The sequence below is a fragment of the Mesorhizobium sp. AD1-1 genome (assembly GCF_020164655.1).
Taxonomy (GTDB): domain Bacteria; phylum Pseudomonadota; class Alphaproteobacteria; order Rhizobiales; family Rhizobiaceae; genus Mesorhizobium; species Mesorhizobium ciceri.
Genome location: NZ_JAIUGP010000009.1, coordinates 1 through 18,235, shown reverse-complemented (window position 1 = coordinate 18,235; position 18,235 = coordinate 1). Strand labels below are relative to the sequence as shown.

At 61.6% G+C, this 18,235-nt stretch carries 21 protein-coding genes and 2 pseudogenes; 15 read left to right on the top strand and 8 right to left on the bottom strand.

What is annotated here, in order from left to right; genetic code table 11:
- Positions 1 to 152 precede the first annotated feature (152 nt).
- From dnaJ to LB519_RS17775, 8 genes are all read left to right on the top strand, one after another.
- The gene (gene dnaJ, locus LB519_RS17810) at positions 153 to 1,283 is read left to right on the top strand and encodes a molecular chaperone DnaJ (protein WP_013528587.1); all 1,131 of its coding nucleotides are present in this window, start codon (positions 153 to 155) and stop codon (positions 1,281 to 1,283) included.
- A 167-nt stretch (positions 1,284 to 1,450) separates the two neighbouring features.
- A complete protein-coding gene (pmtA, locus tag LB519_RS17805) occupies positions 1,451 to 2,056 on the top strand; it encodes a phospholipid N-methyltransferase PmtA (RefSeq protein WP_027161171.1) in 606 nt (201 codons plus the stop codon).
- Between the two features lie 159 nt (positions 2,057 to 2,215).
- Complete coding sequence (locus LB519_RS17800; protein WP_127368655.1) at positions 2,216 to 2,812, top strand: NADPH-dependent FMN reductase; 597 nt, start codon at positions 2,216 to 2,218, stop codon at positions 2,810 to 2,812.
- Positions 2,809 to 3,507: an orotidine-5'-phosphate decarboxylase gene (gene pyrF, locus LB519_RS17795; protein WP_013528590.1), complete on the top strand. Its 699-nt coding sequence runs from the start codon at positions 2,809 to 2,811 to the stop codon at positions 3,505 to 3,507. The genes LB519_RS17800 and pyrF overlap by 4 nt, the downstream gene beginning before the upstream one ends.
- A gap of 32 nt (positions 3,508 to 3,539) precedes the next feature.
- Entirely contained in the window at positions 3,540 to 3,827 is a 288-nt protein-coding gene (locus tag LB519_RS17790; RefSeq protein ID WP_024502158.1) for a DUF1330 domain-containing protein, read from the top strand.
- 246 nt (positions 3,828 to 4,073) lie between these two features.
- Entirely contained in the window at positions 4,074 to 4,394 is a 321-nt protein-coding gene (locus LB519_RS17785; protein ID WP_013528592.1) for an ArsR/SmtB family transcription factor, read from the top strand.
- Complete coding sequence (locus tag LB519_RS17780) at positions 4,391 to 4,855, top strand: SRPBCC family protein (protein ID WP_013528593.1); 465 nt, start codon at positions 4,391 to 4,393, stop codon at positions 4,853 to 4,855. The genes LB519_RS17785 and LB519_RS17780 overlap by 4 nt, the downstream gene beginning before the upstream one ends.
- A gap of 41 nt (positions 4,856 to 4,896) precedes the next feature.
- Complete coding sequence (locus tag LB519_RS17775) at positions 4,897 to 5,307, top strand: GFA family protein (protein WP_224620765.1); 411 nt, start codon at positions 4,897 to 4,899, stop codon at positions 5,305 to 5,307.
- Positions 5,308 to 5,349: 42 nt separating this feature from the next.
- Here LB519_RS17775 and LB519_RS17770 read toward each other — a convergent pair whose 3' ends face one another.
- From LB519_RS17770 to LB519_RS17745, 6 genes are all read right to left on the bottom strand, one after another.
- Positions 5,350 to 6,423: a D-alanine:D-lactate ligase-like protein gene (locus tag LB519_RS17770; protein WP_224620764.1), complete on the bottom strand. Its 1,074-nt coding sequence runs from the start codon at positions 6,421 to 6,423 to the stop codon at positions 5,350 to 5,352.
- A gap of 127 nt (positions 6,424 to 6,550) precedes the next feature.
- Entirely contained in the window at positions 6,551 to 7,432 is an 882-nt protein-coding gene (locus LB519_RS17765; protein ID WP_224620763.1) for an SMP-30/gluconolactonase/LRE family protein, read from the bottom strand.
- Positions 7,429 to 8,070 (bottom strand): 2-dehydro-3-deoxy-6-phosphogalactonate aldolase, encoded by a 642-nt coding sequence (locus tag LB519_RS17760; protein WP_013528597.1) that lies wholly within the window; start codon positions 8,068 to 8,070, stop codon positions 7,429 to 7,431. Before LB519_RS17760 ends, LB519_RS17765 begins: the two co-directional genes overlap by 4 nt.
- On the bottom strand, positions 8,067 to 9,020 hold the full coding sequence (locus LB519_RS17755; RefSeq protein WP_224620762.1) for a 2-dehydro-3-deoxygalactonokinase: 954 nt from the start codon (positions 9,018 to 9,020) through the stop codon (positions 8,067 to 8,069). Before LB519_RS17755 ends, LB519_RS17760 begins: the two co-directional genes overlap by 4 nt.
- The gene (locus LB519_RS17750; RefSeq protein WP_024502164.1) at positions 9,017 to 9,784 is read right to left on the bottom strand and encodes an SDR family NAD(P)-dependent oxidoreductase; all 768 of its coding nucleotides are present in this window, start codon (positions 9,782 to 9,784) and stop codon (positions 9,017 to 9,019) included. Before LB519_RS17750 ends, LB519_RS17755 begins: the two co-directional genes overlap by 4 nt.
- Before the next feature lie 267 nt (positions 9,785 to 10,051).
- Positions 10,052 to 11,401 carry a putative bifunctional diguanylate cyclase/phosphodiesterase gene (locus tag LB519_RS17745; protein ID WP_224620761.1) on the bottom strand — a complete coding sequence of 450 codons (1,350 nt, stop codon included), beginning with the start codon at positions 11,399 to 11,401 and terminating at the stop codon, positions 10,052 to 10,054.
- Positions 11,402 to 11,701: 300 nt separating this feature from the next.
- Between LB519_RS17745 and gshB the strand changes: the two genes are divergently transcribed.
- The 3 genes and pseudogenes from gshB (at position 11,702) to LB519_RS17730 (ending at position 14,278) form a co-directional block, all read left to right on the top strand.
- Positions 11,702 to 12,643, top strand: a complete 942-nt coding sequence (gene gshB, locus LB519_RS17740; RefSeq protein WP_127808436.1) for a glutathione synthase — start codon at positions 11,702 to 11,704, stop codon at positions 12,641 to 12,643.
- Positions 12,644 to 12,818: 175 nt separating this feature from the next.
- Positions 12,819 to 13,739: pseudogene (locus LB519_RS17735) on the top strand (YifB family Mg chelatase-like AAA ATPase); the annotation flags it as partial.
- 68 nt (positions 13,740 to 13,807) lie between these two features.
- A complete protein-coding gene (locus LB519_RS17730) occupies positions 13,808 to 14,278 on the top strand; it encodes a hypothetical protein (RefSeq protein ID WP_224620760.1) in 471 nt (156 codons plus the stop codon).
- 22 nt (positions 14,279 to 14,300) lie between these two features.
- On the opposite strand, the gene LB519_RS17725 is transcribed toward LB519_RS17730, so the two are convergent.
- Positions 14,301 to 14,510: a hypothetical protein gene (locus LB519_RS17725; protein WP_224620759.1), complete on the bottom strand. Its 210-nt coding sequence runs from the start codon at positions 14,508 to 14,510 to the stop codon at positions 14,301 to 14,303.
- Between the two features lie 405 nt (positions 14,511 to 14,915).
- On the opposite strand from LB519_RS17725, the gene LB519_RS17720 reads away from it, so the two are divergent.
- Positions 14,916 to 15,665, top strand: a complete 750-nt coding sequence (locus LB519_RS17720; RefSeq protein WP_224620758.1) for a hypothetical protein — start codon at positions 14,916 to 14,918, stop codon at positions 15,663 to 15,665.
- Here the strand turns inward: LB519_RS17720 and LB519_RS17715 are convergent.
- Positions 15,662 to 16,624 carry an IS1595 family transposase gene (locus tag LB519_RS17715; RefSeq protein WP_224620861.1) on the bottom strand — a complete coding sequence of 321 codons (963 nt, stop codon included), beginning with the start codon at positions 16,622 to 16,624 and terminating at the stop codon, positions 15,662 to 15,664. The two genes, LB519_RS17720 and LB519_RS17715, sit on opposite strands and share 4 nt — an antisense overlap.
- Positions 16,625 to 16,723: 99 nt before the next feature.
- Here LB519_RS17715 and LB519_RS17710 point away from each other — a divergent pair, with 99 nt between their 5' ends.
- The 3 genes and pseudogenes from LB519_RS17710 to LB519_RS17700 all read left to right on the top strand — a co-directional run.
- Complete coding sequence (locus tag LB519_RS17710; RefSeq protein ID WP_224620757.1) at positions 16,724 to 16,960, top strand: DUF6471 domain-containing protein; 237 nt, start codon at positions 16,724 to 16,726, stop codon at positions 16,958 to 16,960.
- Between the two features lie 70 nt (positions 16,961 to 17,030).
- Positions 17,031 to 17,933, top strand: a complete 903-nt coding sequence (locus LB519_RS17705) for a hypothetical protein (protein ID WP_224620756.1) — start codon at positions 17,031 to 17,033, stop codon at positions 17,931 to 17,933.
- A gap of 222 nt (positions 17,934 to 18,155) precedes the next feature.
- Positions 18,156 to 18,235: pseudogene (locus tag LB519_RS17700) on the top strand (ATP-binding protein); the annotation flags it as partial.

The following is an 18,235-nucleotide window of genomic DNA, read 5'->3' as shown; positions in this document are numbered from 1 at the left end:
TTGCAGAAAAACAGCGGGCCTTGCTGAAAAAATGCAGGCAAAGCCGCGTCGACACTGGCATCCCCCTTCCATCGCACCTAAATCGAAGCGTCAGTGCCGGCAAGAGACGCAACAATGCTTCAAGACGTTGAGCATCCGGACAGCGGGAAAAAATGAAAGCTGATTTCTACGAGACGCTGGGCGTGCAAAAAGGCGCCGATGAGAAGGAGCTCAAGAGCGCTTTCCGCAAGCTCGCCATGCAGTTCCATCCCGATCGCAACCCCGGCGACCATTCCTGCGAGCACAAGTTCAAGGAAATCAACGAAGCCTACGAGACGCTGAAAGACCCGCAGAAGCGCGCGGCCTATGACCGCTTCGGCCACGCCGCCTTCGAACAGGGCGGCATGAATGGCGGGGCCCAGGGCTTTGGCGCCGGCGGCTTCGCCGACATTTTCGAGGACATTTTCGGCGACATGATGGGCGGGCGCCAGCGCCGCTCGTCGGGCGGCCGCGAGCGCGGCGCCGACCTGCGCTACAACATGGAAATCACCCTGGAAGAGGCTTTTGCCGGCAAGACCGCTCAGATCCGGGTGCCGGCGTCGATCTCGTGCTCTGAATGTTCGGGCAGCGGCGCCAAGCCCGGCACCCAGCCCGTCACCTGCTCGATGTGCAACGGCCACGGCAAGGTGCGCGCCACGCAAGGTTTCTTCTCGATCGAGCGGACCTGCCCGCAATGCCAGGGGCGCGGCCAGACGATCAAGGACCCGTGCCCGAAATGCGCCGGCCAGGGCCGCGTCACCGAGGAGCGTTCGCTGTCGGTCAACATCCCGGCCGGCATCGAGGACGGCACCCGCATCCGCCTTGCCAATGAGGGCGAAGCCGGCCTGCGCGGCGGGCCCTCGGGCGACCTCTATATTTTCCTGGCGGTCAAACCGCACGAGTTCTTCCAACGCGACGGCGCCGATCTCTATTGCAAGGTGCCGATCTCGATGACGACGGCAGCCCTTGGCGGCTCCTTCGAGGTGACGACGCTGGACGGCACGCAGACCAAGGTCAAGGTGACCGAAGGCACACAGAACGGGCGCCAGTTCCGCCTCAAGGGCAAGGGCATGCCTGTGCTGCGCCAGCCTAATGTCGGCGACCTCTACATCCAGACCGCGGTCGAGACGCCGCAGAACCTGACCCGGCGCCAGCGCGAACTTCTGGAGGAGTTCGAACAGCTCTCCTCGCAGGACAATTCGCCTCAATCGAGCGGCTTTTTCGCCCGTATGAAGGATTTCTTCGAGTCTTTCGGCGAGCGTTGATGCGCTTTGGCCCGCGTAAGCCGATTTGCGACGTGTAAATCCTTGAATCGCGTCACCCCTTGAGACGCGACGAAAATTATCTTATCCACGACATGCGTCCGGCCGCGCCTTGCCTAGCACCGCTCAGGTGCTAAGTAACTTTGCGGGGAGCGCTGAGGAGAGCTTGCATGACACGTGGCCCTGGACTGCGGAAGGCGCTTGTCGAAAAGTTCGACGACGAACTCAAATTCTTCAAGGGCTGGATCGACAAGCCGAAGACGGTTGGCTCGATCGTGCCGACCAGTTCGATCACCGCGCGCAAGATGGCCTCGATCGTCAATCCTAAATCCGGCCTGCCAGTGCTCGAGGTCGGTCCCGGTACCGGCGTCATCACCCGCGCCATCCTCGCCCAGGGCGTACGCCCCGAAAACCTCTACGCTGTCGAATATTCCACGGATTTCGTTCGTCACCTGCGGCGGCTCTATCCCGGCGTCAACGTCATCGAGGGCGACGCCTTCAACCTCAACGCCACGCTTGGCGACAAGAGCGGGATGATCTTCGATTCCGTCGTTTCGGGCGTGCCGCTGCTCAACTTTCCGGTCGCCCAGCGCATCGCCTATATCGAGAGCCTGCTCGACCGCATCCCGGCCGGACGGCCGATTGTGCAGCTGACCTACGGACCGATGTCGCCGATCCCGGCCGGCCGCGGTGACTACACGGTCAAGCATTTCGATTTCATCCTCCGCAACATTCCGCCGACGCAGCTGTGGATCTATCGCCGCGAAGCGCACTAGTGAGAAGGGAATAAGGCAATAGGGGAGTAAGAGAGTAGGGATGAAGGGTTCCATTTCCAGGCTATTTTCTACTCCCATATTCCCTACTGCCCTATTCCCCTATCGAGCCGTTGATTTGAGCCGTCCTTGGCTGTACCTGTCCGGGAACAAGGGTGGCCAATGGCAGTGATCCCGAAAATCCTCGTCTTCGCCGGCTCGGTGCGCAGCGGCGCCTATAGCGGCAGGGCCGCCGACGTGGCGCAAAAGGAACTCGCCATGCAAGGTGCCGAGGTGACCCGCATCTCGCTCGCCGACTACCCCCTGCCGATCATGGACGAGGACCTGGAAAAGGAAAAAGGCGTTCCCGAAAACGCCCAGAAACTCGGCCGTCTGATCATCGCCCATGACGGGCTGCTGATCGCCACACCCGAATATAACGGCTCCATTCCGCCGCTGCTCAAGAACACGATCGACTGGGTGAGCCGGGTGCGCAGGGATGGTGGCCGGCCAGTCAGGCCGCTGGCCGGCAAGGTCGTTGGCCTCTGCTCGTCCTCCAACGGGCACTTTGCCGGTATCCGCTGCATCAACCATCTGCGCGCGGTGCTGGTGCGTTGCCAGATGGAGGTGGTGACGCCGGAATGCTCGGTGCCCGACGGCGGTGACGCCTTCGACGAGGATGGAAATTTCCGTGACGAAAGACTGCACAAATCGATGGAGCACCTATGCCGCACGCTGATCGAGACCTCGCGCCTGCTGTCCACCCGGATCGAGGCATGATCGCCAATAGCATGCGCGACCGGCTCATCGTCGGCCTCGACGTGCCGACAGTGAAGCAAGCCGAGCAGGCAGTGCGCGAACTCGACGGCATCGTCTCCTTCTACAAGATCGGCTACCAGCTTGCCTTCGCCGGCGGGCTCGACTTCGCCAGGGAGCTGGCCAGCGGCGGCACCAACGTCTTCCTAGACATGAAGCTGCTCGACATCGACCACACGGTGGCCAAGGGTGTCGAGAACATCGTCAAGATGGGCGTGACCATGCTGACCATCCACGCCTATCCCAAGGCCATGCAGGCCGCCGTAGAGGCGGCCAGAGGCAGCGACCTTTGCCTGCTTGCCGTCAGCGTTCTGACCTCGATGGACGAGCAGGACATGATCGACGTCGGCTATGAGTACGATCCGCATACGCTGGTGCTTAGGCGCTCGGAACAGGCGCTGCATGCCGGCATGGGCGGCATCGTCTGCTCGGCCGCGGAGGCCGAGGCGGTGCGCCGGATCGTGGGACCCGACATGGCGGTGGTGACGCCCGGCATCCGGCCGGCGGGCAGCGACCATGGCGACCAGAAGCGCGTGGTGACGCCGGGCCAGGCGATTCGCAACGGCGCCAGCCACCTCGTCGTCGGCCGTCCGATCATTGCTGCGGCCAACAAACGGGAAGCGGCCGAAGCCATCCTCGACGAGATGCGCTCGGCCTGAGATTTCCAGGAACAAGTTCGGAGACCAAGAAAATGCCCAAAGGATACTGGATCGCTCGTGTCGATGTGCGCGACGCGGAAGGCTACAAGGACTATGTCTCCGCCGCCAAACCTGCCTTCGAGCGCTTCGGCGCGAAATTCCTGGCGCGCGGCGGCGAGCACGAAAAGGCCGAAGGCCCCGGCCGCGCACGCAATGTCATCATCGAGTTCGAATCGCTGGCTGCCGCACACGATTGCTACCACTCGCCGGAATACCAGCGCGCCGCCGCCATCCGCCAGAAGGTCGCCGATGGCGAGATCGTCCTGGTCGAGGGCGCCTGAGGTCCCTTGCAAGCGTAGTTCCGGTTTTAGCCGGAGACGTGCTCAAAATCGGATAGAGCCTGGCGGCGTTTGAAGCCTCGCAGGCTCATTTTTACATATCTTTGCTCCGCGATTTCACGGTGATCTGCCTGGCGCAGTTGCCAGGTGCGGAGCCGTGCCGACGAGCGGTCATTCAACGCCGGTCGGATTGCCGGTTGACATGCAGGTATTTACCTGCATATTCTGCCTTACAACAGAGTGAGGCAGATGGACGCCGACAAGGTTTTCAAAGCGCTGGGCGACCCGACACGCAGAAGGCTGCTTGACCTTCTGTGCGAGCAGAACGGGCAGACGCTCGGTCAGCTTTGCGACCATCTGGACATGGCCAGGCAATCCGCCACCCAGCACCTCGACCTGCTGGAGGCGGCCAATCTGGTGAGCACGGTCAAGCGCGGCCGCGAAAAGCTGCATTTCATCAATCCCGTGCCGCTGCACGAAGTCTACGAGCGCTGGGTACGGAAATTCGAACGGCAGCGGCTCAGCCTGCTGCACGACCTGAAGCAAGAACTCGAAGGAGAAGACCAATGACCCGGGAAACGACCAGCTTTGTCTACGTGACCTATATCCGCTCGACGCCGCAGAAGGTGTTCGAGGCCATAATCAAGCCCGAGATCGCAAAGCGCTACTGGGGCCACGAGAACGTCTCCGAATGGACGCCGGGCTCGAAATGGGAGCACATCCGCGCCAATGACGAACGGACTGTCGAACTCGTCGGCAAGGTCGTCGAGATTTCGCCGCCGACCCGCCTCGTCATCACCTGGGCGAACGCTTCGCAGGCGGACGATCCGTCAAAAACCAGCCGGGTGACGTTCGCCATCGAGGAATACGACACCATGGTGCGGCTGACCGTCAGCCATGACGAGCTCGAGGCCGGCAGCGGCATGGCGAAGGGCGTCAGCCAGGGTTGGCCGGCGGTGCTGTCCAGCCTGAAATCCTTCCTCGAAACCGGCAGCGGCATCGATATTTTCGCCAAGCCGAAATCGGCGTGATGTTGCGGCCTCGAGCAGAATCAGACCCGTGGAGAACGACAATGACCAAGCGCTATACCGGCGGCTGCGCATGCGGCGCGATCCGTTACGAGACCAATGACGAGCCTATCTTCCAGAACCACTGCCAATGCAGCGCTTGCCAGAAGCGCTCAGGCACCGGCCACGGATCCTACCTGACCTTCGGCCAGCGTGCCGATATGGCCATTACCGGGGAGGTGAGCACCTGGCGCGTGGCGGGCGCCAGCGGCAATGAAAAAATCCACACCTTCTGTCCAACCTGCGGAACGCCGGTCTTTCTGATATCCGTCGCCATGCCGGAATTCATAGCGGTCCATGCGGCCAGCCTCGACGATCCGGAACAGTTCAGTCCACAGATGGTGACTTACACGAGCCACGGCCATGCCTGGGACAAGATGGATCCCGCCTTGCAGGCGGTCGAGCGAATGCCGTAGTGAAACGCGTCCGCCGTCGGCCCGCGATCTGCCGTCGCGCCTTCAGGCGCGATGCTCTTGGCCGATCAGCCGGCTCGCCGCTGTCTCGGCTATGGCATCGGCAAGCTCGAGGCTCCATTGCTGGCGGCAATAGGCGCGGAAATCGAAGCAGGGCAGGCCGGGGCAGACCTCGAACTCGACGAGGTGGACGGTGTCGTCGGCCTCGACCCTGAGATCGATGGAAAACACGTCGCGCAGGCCGAGCCCGCTCATCAGCCGCCCGGCGATCGCACGAATCCTGGCGTCGGCGGCCGGCTGGCTGTCGGCGACCGCGACGAGCTCCGGCTCGGCGTAATGTCCCGCCGCTTTCGCTGCCTGGCCAGTGTCGCCGTAGAGCGCCAGGCTGTCGGCCATGGTCTGGAAATCGGCGCCTGAATCGACAAAGGCCACGCCAAGCGCTTCGACCCCGGCATCTGGTACCAGGCCGAGGAAACTGGCACGCACGTTGCGGCCGGCGACGTAGGGCTGGACGACGACATCGTCGCGATAGGCCGAAAACACGCGCCGGCTGAGCTCCAAAGCGTGGGCGAGATCGCTGCAGCGCGACTCCGGCCAGATGCCGATCTTGGCGCCGAGCCGGTTGGGCTTGACGAACCAGCCGGCGGGCGAGGCCGGCGGCTCGACCAGCCATTGGCCGTCACGCGCGAGCCCAGCCTGTGGCACCGGCAGGCCGAGCGCGCCGAGCACGGCGCCGGAGCGGAACTTGTCCTGGCAGAGCGCGAACAGCGCATCGTCGGCGCCGATTGTCTTGAAACCGCCCAGTCGCGCCAAAGCGGGCGCCGCGCCGCCGCGGAAATAGGCGATGCCGTCGGTCAGCGTCCAGACCAGCGTTGTGCTGGGATGCTCACCGGCGAGCACGCTGCCAGCGTCGTCGAGCGCCACCGGCGCGAACGACAGGCCGCGTGCCTGGCAGGCACGGCCAAGCACGTCGAATTCAGGAGCGAGATCGGTCGACTGCGCCAGATAGGACGCGATTTCGGTTGCGCGCTGCGGCGCATGGCCGTCGGCGACCAGACGGTCGAAACAAGCCTTTTCCGGCTCATGGACGAGTATCAGTTTCGGCTTACGGCTTGGCATGAGATGAACGATCCCCGGCGGTACGATCACCTACCATCGCATGGTCGAGACGTCAGGCTCTCGCGAAACCGACACGGTGCGGGCGGTGGTGTGACAACGCACCGTCCGACCGTAGAATCCAGTTCGATCAGGCGATCAGCACGCGCGGCTCGAAGCGGCCGTTGACGGGAATATCGAGCAGAAAGGTCATGCCGCCCTGCAGATCCAGCAGACGCTGCTTCTCATCCTTGCCCGACCAGGCGGAGGTGACCGCCAGCCGGTCGGCCTTGGCGCCGACGAAGGCTGGGCAGGATGGCTGCGTCACCGGCATGGCGACCGTGCGGACGAGCTTGCCGTCGGGTCCGTAGGCTTCGATGACACTGCCGCCCCAGACGGCGTTCCACAGGATGCCGTCGCGGTCGAGCACCGACCCGTCGATATAGCCTTTGGCCGAGCGGTGGTCGACGAACAGCTTGGGCTCACCGGCAGGCAGACCGGTCGCCGGGTCGCAGGCGACGCGCATCAGCATCCCGGTCGAGGTGTCGGTGTAGTAAGCGATCGCGCCATCCTCGGTAAAACAAATCGAATTGGAGACGGTGATGTCCGAAAACAGCTGGCGCAGTTCGCCCTTGAAAAACCAGTAGATCGAACCCGCGCCTTTTTCCTCGCCCTTGCCCATGGTGCCCATCCACAGGGCGCCGCAGGGATGGACGCGGGAATCGTTGGAGCGCGTGACCGGATTGTCGGCCTCGACAGGCGTGTGCAGCGTCAGCTTGCCGGTCGCGACATCGCGGACATAAAGGCCGGTCTCGGCGGCGATCAACTGGCGCTTGTCGTCGATGACGGCGATGGCGCTCGCCATTTGGCCAAGCTCATGGACGGTGGTCGCGCCGCCGGACAGCCGCTTTTCCAGAAGCTGGCTGTTGACGATGTCGAACCAGTAGAGCGTATCGGTGGCGGGATCGTAGCTCGGCCCCTCGCCGAGCTGGCAGACGTGATCGGAAAAAACCGAAACGATCGCTTCGCTCATCCTGCTTCTCCGAACACCGCATCCCAGGCCGCGACGGCAGCTTGCGCACGCGCGGCCACCTCGTCGACGCTCATGCCCGGCTTGAACAGGCTGGAGCCCAGACCAAAGGCGGTCACGCCGGCAGCCTTGTAGCCGGCAAAATCTTTTTCGGAGACACCGCCGACGGCGCCGACCAATGTCTGCGCCGGCAACACCGCGCGCATCGCGGAGATGCCGCCGGCGCCCAGCACGCTCGCCGGGAAGAATTTCAGGGCCGAGGCGCCGAGCTTGATCGCCAGGAAGGCTTCGGTCGGCGTGAACACGCCGGGCATCGTCACCATGCCGTAATGCATGGCGCGCGCCATCACCTCGGCATCGATGTTGGGACTGACCAGAAGCCGCCCTCCGGCCTGGTGCAAGCCATCGACATCGGCCGGGGTCAGCACCGTGCCGGCGCCGACCAGCGCCGTTTTCGGCAGCACTTGGACGATGCGAGCGATCGACGAGAACGGTTGCGGCGAGTTGAGCGGCACTTCGATCGCCTCGATGCCAGCGTCGAACAGCGCCTGACCCATGGCCATCGCCTCGGTGGGCTTGAGCCCGCGAAGGATGGCAACCAGGCCGCGCTTGAGTTTTGGAAACGGTGCGGTCTGGCTCATCGGGCTGCTCCAATTCTGGCGATCATGCCGTTCTCGCGCGCCGCCTCGACGAGACCGGCACGCACTGCCTCGTCGGCGTCGACGGCCCGGACCTCAAGCCCAGCAAGCCCAAGTGCGGCCTGGTAGAGTGCGGCCAGCGCGCCGGAGGCAATCAGCACCACGGGTTCGGCGCCGGCGCCATGCCGGCGGCTGGCGGAGGCGATCTCGCCGCCGATCAAAAGGCCGGACAGGCAGGCGGCGGCATCGTCGGCTTTCAGATCCTGCAGCAGGCCGGCGGCGCGGATCGAAAACAGCCGCGAGGCGACATCGCCGCCTTCGCCCAATGCGGTTTCGCACCAGCGGCGGAAGAACGGATTGTCCGATGTGACCGGCTTGGGGTGCTCGCCGAGCGAGTGGCGCAGGATCGAGTGCGCGGCAAGCACGGAAAACAGCTCGCCGGTCGGCCAGGTGCCGAAGCCGGTGACAGCGCCGTCCTCGACCAGCACCCATTTCGAATGGGTGCCGGGCATGCAGACCAGCTGGCGCCCCCTGGCCGGCAGGCCGGCGCCGGCAAGCTGGGTTTCCTCGCCGCGCATGACGTCGGGCGCGTCAGTCAGCCGCTGGGCAAGGCCCGGAACGATGCGGATGTCGCGGCTTTGGCCGGGCACCCTGGCGGCACCCGCAAGGATGGCACCGATCGGCGCCGGCACGGTGACATAGGGCGCTTCGAGCCAGCCCTGGCGGGACCCGGCCATGCCGCAGATGATGACGGGCAGCGCCGCTGGTGCTCCCATCGCCGCCAGATGCCCTTCGAGGATGGTCGAAAAGCCCTTTTGCTGCGCGGTGATCAGGCCGTCATCGCCGCGGCGTTCGGCAAGCATCTTGCCTTGCCCGTCGATCAGCCAGACCCGCATACGGGTCGTGCCCCAGTCGACGGCGGCGACCGCCGGTGCGTTGCCGGCTTGGCTCACAGGAAGCCTCCATCGACGACCAGCATCTGCGCTGTCAGCATGCGCGAGGCGTCCGAGGCCAGGAACAGCACCGTGCCGACGATGTCGTCCGGCTGCATCACCTGTTTTATGCACTGCTTGGCGACATGGGCGGCAAGCCCCTGTTCGGTCACCCAGAGCTCCTTCTGCCGCTCGGTGATCACCCAGCCGGGCGCAATAGCGTTGACGCGGATGCCGTCCACACCGAGCTTGCCGGCCAGCCCCTTGGTCAGACCGAGGATACCGGCCTTGGCGGCCGTGTAGGACGGCATGTCGGGGTGGTTGATCAGATAGGACGTCGAGGTGAAGTTGATGATCGAGCCGCCGCCGGCCCGCTTCATGCCCGGCGCCACCGCTTGCGCGGTGAAGAAATGCGGCCTCAGATTAATGGCTTGGTTGTTGTCCCAGAACTCGACCGTCACGTCTTCGACGGCGTGGCGTTCGTCCCAGGCCGCATTGTTGACCAGCACGGTGACATCGCCATGCGCCTCGGCAGCCTTCGCGGCGGACGCCCGCAGGGCCTCGACATCGCGCAAATCGGTCTTGAGATAGAGCGGCCGGCGGCCGAATTCTTTCTCGATGCGGTCGGCAAGAGCTGTGCTTGGGCCGTCGGCGATGTCGATGAAGGCGACATTGGCGCCCTGGCGCACAAAACCCTCGGTCAGTGCCGCGCCAATTCCGGAGCCGCCGCCGGTGATCAGCACCGAGGCTCCTTCGAGGTCGGCAAAATGCGCCGATGGCATCATCGTTGTTGTCTCCCAGCGCATGACCCCGAAAATCGGATCGATTTTCGGAAAGGGATCATGCGCAAATGTTAAATGCTACAGCGTCCTTTGCGCGTCTTGAAAGACGCGCGGCGCCGTAGCGTGATCGGCGCGCATCCTAGCCACGCAAGGCGCGCGGGCAAGGGCGAACCGCCGAATTTCAGGGCTTATGTCAGACAAAACGACAATGCGCCGCACCGGATGCGCACGGCAGCACCGTCGGGGTTGGGGATCTCGGAGGACCGCCGGTCAGATCGCCTTGGCGCGCAGGGCGCCGCGGAAGGAACCGCGGAGATAGCCGAGCGTGGCGTCGGCATCGACCGGCTTGCCGAACAGATAGCCCTGTCCGCCGGCGCAGCCAAACTGGACCAGGCGATCGGCCTGCGCTTCCTGCTCGATTCCTTCGGCGACGACGTCCATGCCGAGCCCTTCGCACATTGCGAGGATAGCGCGGATGATGTGTTCCGACGGCCTGTCGTCGAGAATGGAGGAGACGAAGGCGCGATCGATCTTGAGCTTGTCGAAATGGAATTCGCGCAAGCGGCCGAGCGAGGACTGGCCGGTGCCGAAATCGTCGAGCGAGACGCGGATGCCGACGCGGCGCAGATCCTCGACGATCTGCGCGGCCGAGGCCGGGTCGTTCATCAGGCCGGTCTCGGTGATCTCGATCTCCAGCCGGCGCGGATCGAAGCCGGTGCGGTCGAGGATCGCCAGTATGTGCAGGCCGGTGTTCTGGTCGACGAGCTGCGAGGGTGACAGGTTGAACGACAGGAACAGGTCCTTCGGCCAGCTTCTGGCGGCCTCCGTCGCCTTGCGCAGCACCAGCTGCGACAACGGGCCGATGATGCCGCGCTCCTCGGCGATGGGAATGAAGACGGTCGGCGGCACGGAACCCAGGTCGCGGTCGGTCCAGCGCGCCAGCGTCTCGAAGCCGATGGTGCGGCGCGTGGCGAGATCGACGATGGGTTGGAAATGCGGTTCCACCTCGCCGGCCGAGACAGCCCGGCGCAGCGCCTGTTCGATGCGGGTGACGCGCTTGGCCGCTTCTTCCATCTCACGGGTGTAGACGACGACGCGGCCACGGCCGGAACGCTTGGCGTGGTAGAGTGCCGTCTCTGCCTTGTTGATGAGGATTTCCGTGGTCTCGTCGCCCGAATAGAACAACGAGCAGCCGACCGAGGCCGAAAGCCTGGCGGTGCGTTCGCCGACATCGTAGGGCGCCGACAGGATCTCGATCAGCATGCGCGACTTTTCGGCCGCAGCGTCCTCGCTGAATACCATCGGATAGAGAAAAGCAAATTCGTCGGCGCCTATGCGGCAGACCGTGGAATAGCCGTCCATAGAGGCGCGCAGCCGCATCGCGACCTGGATCAGGATGTCGTCGCCGGCCTTGTGGCCGAACAGATCGTTGATCGGCTTGAAGCCGTCGAGGTCGAGAATCCCGACGGTAAAGGGCGCGGGATCGTCGGCTCGGTCGGCGATCAGCCGATCGACCTTGTCGAAGAAGCGGCGATGGTTGCCAAGCCCGGTCAACGGATCGGTGAACGCCAGATCCGTGCTCTCCCTGTTTGCCTGACCGGTGCCAAACGAAGTTTGCATCGGTGTCCCTGTTTTGTGACTTCGGAATTTATTTTCAGACTGGCAGCAAACCCTTTAGGAAACGTATCGCGAAATCGATTTTCCATGGGCAACCGCGACCTGTTTCGAAGGATCGATGTGAGGTGTGGATTCGGGCTCAAGGAACAATGAGGACGCGCAGCCTGGCTCCTGTCACGGAATGACCGGCAGGGCCGAGCTTGCGACTTGCTGATGCCAATCCTCAAAAGGTCGCGATTGGCAGACGGGCAGTGAGCCTGTACAGGCAGGACAGTCGTCCATCCGAGCCGCCGGAGACCCGCCATGAAGCTGAAAATCGCCGTCCAGATGGACCACATCTCCACCGTGTCGATCGCCGGCGACACCTCGTTCGCGCTGTCGCTGGAAGCGCAGCGGCGTGGCCATGAGCTGTTCCACTACACGCCGGATCGGCTGTCGCTGCGCGACGGCAAGGTGTTTGCCCGCATTGAGGAGATGCAGGTGCGCGACGAGAAAGGCAGCCACTATTCGCTGGGCGAGAAGGTGCGCACCGATCTGTCGGAGATGGACGTCGTCCTGCTGCGCCAGGATCCGCCCTTCGACATGAACTACATCACCACCACGCACATCCTGGAGCGCATCCACCCGAAGACGCTCGTGGTCAACGACCCGGCCTGGGTGCGCAACAGCCCGGAAAAGATCTTCGTCACGGAATTTGCCGACCTGATGCCGGACACGCTGATCACCAAGGATCCGCTGGAGGTCGCCGCCTTCCGCAAGGAATTCGGCGACATCATCGTCAAGCCGCTCTACGGCAATGGCGGCGCCGGCATCTTCCATCTGCTGGAGGGCGACCGCAACCTGGCCTCGCTGCTGGAAATGTTCGGCCAGATGTTCCGCGAACCCTATATCGTGCAGCGCTATCTGAAGGACGTGCGCAAGGGCGACAAGCGCATCATCCTGATCGACGGCGAGCCGGTCGGCGCCATCAACCGGGTGCCCGCCGAACATGATTCCCGCTCCAACATGCATGTCGGCGGCCGCGCCGAAAAGACCGAGCTGACCGAACGCGAGCGCGAGATCTGCGCACGCATCGGGCCTTCGCTGAAGGAGCGTGGCTTCATCCTGGTCGGCATCGACGTGATCGGCGACTACATGACCGAGATCAATGTCACCTCGCCGACCGGCGTGCGCGAGGTCAAACGCTTCGGCGGCGCCGACATCGCCAGCCTGTTCTGGGATGCAGTCGAAGGCAAGCGCGGGTAAGCCGTTTTCATTTTGTCTTAACCATGTTCCGTTTTTGCAACCGCGCTCAATTCGGCTGCAACCCACGCGCTCACATGTTCCCGTAATGTTCTTGATTTGACCGAGGATTTGTGATTGTCTGCCCGTGGGGCCATTTCTTGGCCATCGCGTGGGTTGTGGCCTTGGGGGCAAAGAAATGGTGGCACGGGTTCGCACGGTCGCTTTCCAGGGCATCGAGGCCGTGCCGGTCGACGTGCAGGTGATGATCGCGCCCGGCAAGGTCAACATGCACATCGTCGGCCTGGGCGACAAGGCGGTGGCCGAAAGCCGCGAGCGGGTGCAGGCCGCACTGCATGCATCCGGCCTGTCGATGCCGTCGAAGAAAGTCACGGTCAATCTGGCGCCGGCCGACCTGCCGAAGGAAGGCAGTCACTACGACCTGCCGATCGCGCTTGGCCTGATGGCTGCGCTTGGCGCCATTCCGGGCGACATGCTGGCCGGCTATGTCGTGCTTGGAGAATTGTCGCTCGATGGCACGATTGCCGCGGTCGCCGGCGCCTTGCCGGCGGCGATCGCCGCCAATGCCGAGGGCAAAGGCCTGATCTGCCCGTTCGCCTGCGGACCTGAGGCGGCCTGGGCTGGAAAGGATTTCGACATTCTGGCACCGCGCAGCCTGATTGCCATCGCCAATCATTTTCGCGGCACGCAGGTGCTGTCGCGCCCCGAGGCCGGCATCCACGCCGCCGCGCTGGATTTGCCCGACCTCGCCGACATCAAGGGCCAGGAGACCGCCAAGCGGGCGCTGGAAGTGGCGGCCGCCGGCGGGCATAATCTTCTCATGATCGGCCCGCCGGGCTCGGGCAAATCGATGCTGGCGCAGCGGCTGCCGTCGATCCTGCCGCCGCTGGCGCCGAAGGAATTGCTCGAAGTCTCGATGATCGCGTCGGTGGCGGGAGAGCTCGGCGAAGGCAAATTGACTGACCGGCGGCCGTTCCGCGCGCCGCACCACTCGGCCTCGATGGCGGCGATGGTCGGCGGCGGCATCCGCGCGCGGCCGGGCGAGGTGTCGCTGGCCCATCACGGCGTGCTGTTCCTCGACGAGTTTCCCGAGTTCACCGGTATTATGGAGCAAACTCACCAAATATGATGTTTACGCCATTGTAAACGAGGTATATATCATCGTGCATGGTGAACATTTACGACTACGATAGACCGAACACCGTAGCCGGCCTTGTCGGCAAGCACGCCGAGCTTGTGGCCTTGCGTGAGAAGTACCGCGCCGAGATCAAAAAACTGACGGTCGATATAGACCATCTGGACGCGGCTATCAGGCTCTTTGATCCGAACGCCGACACGTCTCCCCTGAAAGAGTACGTCACCAAGCACCGGGCCGTGAAAGGCACTGTGAAGCGTTTCGTCCTCAACACCATGCGGGAAGCCACCGCGCCCCTTACGTCGCGCCAGATTACCGAGCTATGGGTTTCAGACCGTGGGCTAGCCGCCGATGAGGCGACTGTCACCACGATAAGGAAACGCATCGGGGCTTGCATCAAGGTCTGTGTGATCCAAGGGCTGATTGAGGAATGCGGCTGGACAGACGATCACGACGCATTCGGACCTTACAAGCTGTGGAAACTGAAAAGGGGCGACCAGTAGGCCGCCCCTGTATTGCTTCGCTTTAGGCCGCCATCGATCCCGGCAAGGGGAAATCAGCGGGGAGTTCTGTTGCCGGCGGGATTTCGGGGAACCTACGCCCCGCCATCACGTCAGCAATCCGGCCAAAGTTGAGGCCGGGGTAATAACCCGAAATCCACGAATACGGAACGTGGAGGTGACGGGCCAACTTGATCACCGGAACCATATCCGGCGTGACCTTACGGTCGTTCATTTCCTTTTCTCCTTGAAAAGGATACGACCGAAAATCGATTGACGCCGATTCTCAGATGAATCATTGTCGTTTTGTGCTGCGCCGATTTTCGGTCGCATGTTTCTGTTCCGGAATTATTTCCGAGACAGTCGAGTGGAACCGGAGCATTCGCGCCCCGGCCCCTACCGCCCAGCGGCGGCTGCTGAAACTGACCAGGTGGATCAGACCTCGTCAGATCAGGAAGCGGTCATATGGGTTCCAATCGCATTCTCCATGCTTCGAATCGTCGGGCTAACCCCCGGCGACTCGAAGCATATTGAAAATGGATCGCTTGACAAGGGCCTTCTGAGTTAGCGCTGAGGTTTCTTCTATTGATTATTCTATCTGCTCGTGAGAATAATCGGACCAAATAGAGGAGATCACCAGATGGCGAAGGTTCGCAGCCCCAATTACCCCGTTGTCGATTTGGCCAGCGCGTTGGTCATGGCAAGGAAGCTTTACGAAAATGACGGTCGGAACAAGGTGTCTAAGATGGCGGTTGCCTCTCACCTTGGACACGACAGCCTGAGCGGACCGGCGCTCGGCAAAATCGGCGCGCTACGCGCCTATGGCCTGATTGAGGGCACTGGCGATGAGAGCCGAATCACCGAAGATGCGATCACTGCCATGATGGCTCCAGAAGACTCTGTGGACAGAGTGGAGGCGCTACGCCGCATGGCTTTTCAGCCAAGTCTTTTCCGGGAGATTGCCAAGGCCTTTCCGACACCTCCGAGCGATAGCAACCTTCGTTATTGGCTTGCTAAACGGGGGTTCTCTCCGGATGCCGCCGCGAAAGCAGCAAAGACCTATCTAACGACAATCGCGCTTGCGACCAGTATGGAGAAGGGGTACCCTCATTCGCCAACCCCCATGGAGGATGAGATGATGCAGGCTCCAGAGCCGTCACGTCCGATTCAGCGGCGATCTACGGAGATGGTCGACGTATCCCCGCTTAGGCCGGGGATGCGGCAGGAAGTCGTCGCATTGGACGAAGGGGACGTGACTATCACTTTCCCCGAAGACCTCTCGGCGGAGAGTTTCGAGGATCTGGAAGATCACTTGAAGCTGTTCATTCGCAGGATGCAGCGCCGCGCGGCGAATAGGTTTCTTGGCTTTGATGAGGGCGACCAGCATTAACCCTTGCGGCGCTGCCAATATCCGCAGAGCCTTTCCGACTTCGGAGCGACACCTACCGCGCTGACAACCATCGCATATTGAGTGCCGTTCGCCTCGCGGCGGTTGTCTTCGCGCCATGCCATCTCAGCGGCATATGAGCCGAGATAGTCGCCAGCGATGCGGTGGTGGATACCGATCTCGGCGCGACGAATGCGCGAAAAAAATGATTCCGCGTCGTTCGTGCAAGCGCCATCCTTCGAATACGCTTCCTGATGGTTGATACGCTTTATCGGGAAATAGGCGGCCAACTTATCCCAATGCGAAGCTTCGTCGGCGTGAACCGTTGAACCGTGCTTCACGGCGGCGGCGACGAAGGCAACGCCATCAGCCTCCGTGCGAGCGACGTGGGTAATCGTGCGGCCATCGGCTTCGCGGGCAACGATAACCGACTGGCGCTTGCCGGATTGATTGGCAGTCAAGCGGCGATCCTTGCGGTCGTTCTTGTTGTTCGCCGGCTTCACATACCCGCCAAAGTAAGCGCCATCAACGGCTACGCTGCCCGATAGAGCGCCTTCGTCGCGGGCCAGCTTTATGGCCTCACGGACCTTGTGCAGCATCACGAAGGCCGTCTTGTAATCAACTGAGAGGTCGCGGGAGAGTTGAAGGGCGCTATAGCCCTTGGCGCCGTTTATGAAGACGGCAATGGCGGCGAGAATGTCGCGGACGGCCAGCTTGCGGCTGGCAAAGATCGTGCCTGACGTGATGCTGAATTGCTTGTAGCAAGCGCGGCACTTGTAAACCTGGCGCGTCTTGAGGTCATAGGCACCGACGCCACCGCATTCCGGGCAAACGGGCTCACCATCCGTTTCCGACCAGCGTATCTTACGGAAAGCAGCGCGGGCTTCCACGTCCGACATGCGCATGACCTTGACCAGCGAGAGGGTCTTGGCGGCGGGGGAAAGGAGGAAATGCTGAGACATATCAAATCCGATGATGTTGTGCATCGGATATAGGACATTGAATCAACACATGCAAGGGTATATATCATCATCCGTGATGTTTTTTCTGGAGAAATGATGATGTCGGATAATTCACTGACCGCACCCTATGAGGAGCGGGCCAAGAACATACTGAAAGGCGAGCTTAAGCGCCGGGGCATAACATATGCGGCGCTGGCCGAGAGGCTGACCGAGAAAGGCGCGCACGAGAACGAGCGCAATCTGGCGAACAAGATAAGCCGGGGTAGCTTCACCGCCGCGTTCTTCATGATGTGCATGGACGTGATCGGAGTTCGGCAGGTCAGTTTAGAAGCCTAATTGTCGAAATATAACCGTTCTTGCGCTGTATCTCTTTCCCGTTAGTATTGCCGCTGGCGGAGGGGGAGATATGAAAAAGAACTTTTGGGCGTTCACTCACTATATGCGTGAGGTCGCTTGGTCCGATTGGCGCGGACGACTAGTGCTGTTTACTGTCTTGATCGCTTCAGTGATCACTCTCATAATTTGGTGGTGTTTTGCCGACGCATCCAATGTTTCCACCTTTTTTGGTGCGGCTTTCGCCTCATGGGTGAGTGGCTTCATACTATTTATCATTACCGGTTTCGTAATAGCTTTGGTCACTCTCCTTCGACCGGAGAGAGAAATATTCGAAGCTAGGGCTAGGAATCTTCTGCAAAGGCAAACAGGTCCACATATCAATTATATAATTTCGAAGCTACATGATCTTTTTGAGCCGTATCTAGAGGAAATGACGAGAGACATCGCGATAATTGATTACGATACAGCGTCCAAGATGTTTCTTTTAACGCAAGATTCGGTGCTGAACTATAGGAGTTACCTACCAGATATACCTGTTATCTTTGATTCCCAGGTTGGCTACGTGAACGGAAACAAGTCACCGGATGGAAAGAAGAAGGCGTCTTTTACTTTTTTGAAGGTGGATGGTAAGACCGTCGGGTCGTCCGAAGAATTTGAGGACTCAATCATCCGAGAATTTCAGATCGCCGTTCATCCTCTATCAACGGTTAAGGTGCGATATAGATTGACTTATTGGGTTCGGGCAGAAGCGGAGCCAAATCGACAGAGGGTTAAGCGGTTCACTCGTAAGTTGGTCGTAACAGTTCACAATCACCTTTCGGTGGAAACGGTAGCGGCCTATCACCCGAATGATGCGGACTTAAAATGGAGCATTCCTGCGGGGGAGTCGGCCCAAGTGGTGAACATGAACGAATTGACGCCAAGTAAGGATGACGATACGTTTGCCTTCGATTTCCGCCTTAGTTTGGCTTGAAACAGATACCAGAACGGCTTACGTTTGGAACACACACAGGAGATGAGAATGCGTAAAGGTGACGACATCGGCGGCTGAAACCCGCGAATCAATCATCATGCGTTCATGAAAGGCCCCAGTTCTTAATGGGGCCTTTTGCGTTTTGGCCTTAGCTGCGACTGATGTGGAAATACCATGCATGCTGATGACCATCATCATATTTGGTGAGTTTGCTCCATAATACCGGAGTTCACGCCGCAGACGCTCGATGCGCTGCGCCAGCCGTTAGAGACCGGCGACTGCATGATCGCGCGGGCCAACCA

Excerpts from the sequence above, each read along its gene's own strand:
- LB519_RS17745 (WP_224620761.1), bottom strand. The coding sequence starts at position 11,401 with ATGCAAACTTCGTTTGGCACCGGTCAGGCAAACAGGGAGAGCACGGAT.
- LB519_RS17750 (WP_024502164.1), bottom strand. The coding sequence starts at position 9,784 with ATGATGCCATCGGCGCATTTTGCCGACCTCGAAGGAGCCTCGGTGCTG.
- LB519_RS17710 (WP_224620757.1), top strand. The coding sequence starts at position 16,724 with ATGTCGGATAATTCACTGACCGCACCCTATGAGGAGCGGGCCAAGAAC.
- pyrF (WP_013528590.1), top strand. The coding sequence starts at position 2,809 with ATGATCGCCAATAGCATGCGCGACCGGCTCATCGTCGGCCTCGACGTG.
- LB519_RS17770 (WP_224620764.1), bottom strand. The coding sequence starts at position 6,423 with ATGCCAAGCCGTAAGCCGAAACTGATACTCGTCCATGAGCCGGAAAAG.
- LB519_RS17765 (WP_224620763.1), bottom strand. The coding sequence starts at position 7,432 with ATGAGCGAAGCGATCGTTTCGGTTTTTTCCGATCACGTCTGCCAGCTC.
- LB519_RS17785 (WP_013528592.1), top strand. The coding sequence starts at position 4,074 with ATGGACGCCGACAAGGTTTTCAAAGCGCTGGGCGACCCGACACGCAGA.
- LB519_RS17725 (WP_224620759.1), bottom strand. The coding sequence starts at position 14,510 with ATGAACGACCGTAAGGTCACGCCGGATATGGTTCCGGTGATCAAGTTG.
- LB519_RS17790 (WP_024502158.1), top strand. The coding sequence starts at position 3,540 with ATGCCCAAAGGATACTGGATCGCTCGTGTCGATGTGCGCGACGCGGAA.
- LB519_RS17715 (WP_224620861.1), bottom strand. The coding sequence starts at position 16,624 with ATGTCTCAGCATTTCCTCCTTTCCCCCGCCGCCAAGACCCTCTCGCTG.
- gshB (WP_127808436.1), top strand. The coding sequence starts at position 11,702 with ATGAAGCTGAAAATCGCCGTCCAGATGGACCACATCTCCACCGTGTCG.
- LB519_RS17800 (WP_127368655.1), top strand. The coding sequence starts at position 2,216 with ATGGCAGTGATCCCGAAAATCCTCGTCTTCGCCGGCTCGGTGCGCAGC.
- pmtA (WP_027161171.1), top strand. The coding sequence starts at position 1,451 with ATGACACGTGGCCCTGGACTGCGGAAGGCGCTTGTCGAAAAGTTCGAC.
- dnaJ (WP_013528587.1), top strand. The coding sequence starts at position 153 with ATGAAAGCTGATTTCTACGAGACGCTGGGCGTGCAAAAAGGCGCCGAT.
- LB519_RS17760 (WP_013528597.1), bottom strand. The coding sequence starts at position 8,070 with ATGAGCCAGACCGCACCGTTTCCAAAACTCAAGCGCGGCCTGGTTGCC.
- LB519_RS17705 (WP_224620756.1), top strand. The coding sequence starts at position 17,031 with ATGAAAAAGAACTTTTGGGCGTTCACTCACTATATGCGTGAGGTCGCT.
- LB519_RS17775 (WP_224620765.1), top strand. The coding sequence starts at position 4,897 with ATGACCAAGCGCTATACCGGCGGCTGCGCATGCGGCGCGATCCGTTAC.
- LB519_RS17780 (WP_013528593.1), top strand. The coding sequence starts at position 4,391 with ATGACCCGGGAAACGACCAGCTTTGTCTACGTGACCTATATCCGCTCG.
- LB519_RS17730 (WP_224620760.1), top strand. The coding sequence starts at position 13,808 with ATGGTGAACATTTACGACTACGATAGACCGAACACCGTAGCCGGCCTT.
- LB519_RS17720 (WP_224620758.1), top strand. The coding sequence starts at position 14,916 with ATGGCGAAGGTTCGCAGCCCCAATTACCCCGTTGTCGATTTGGCCAGC.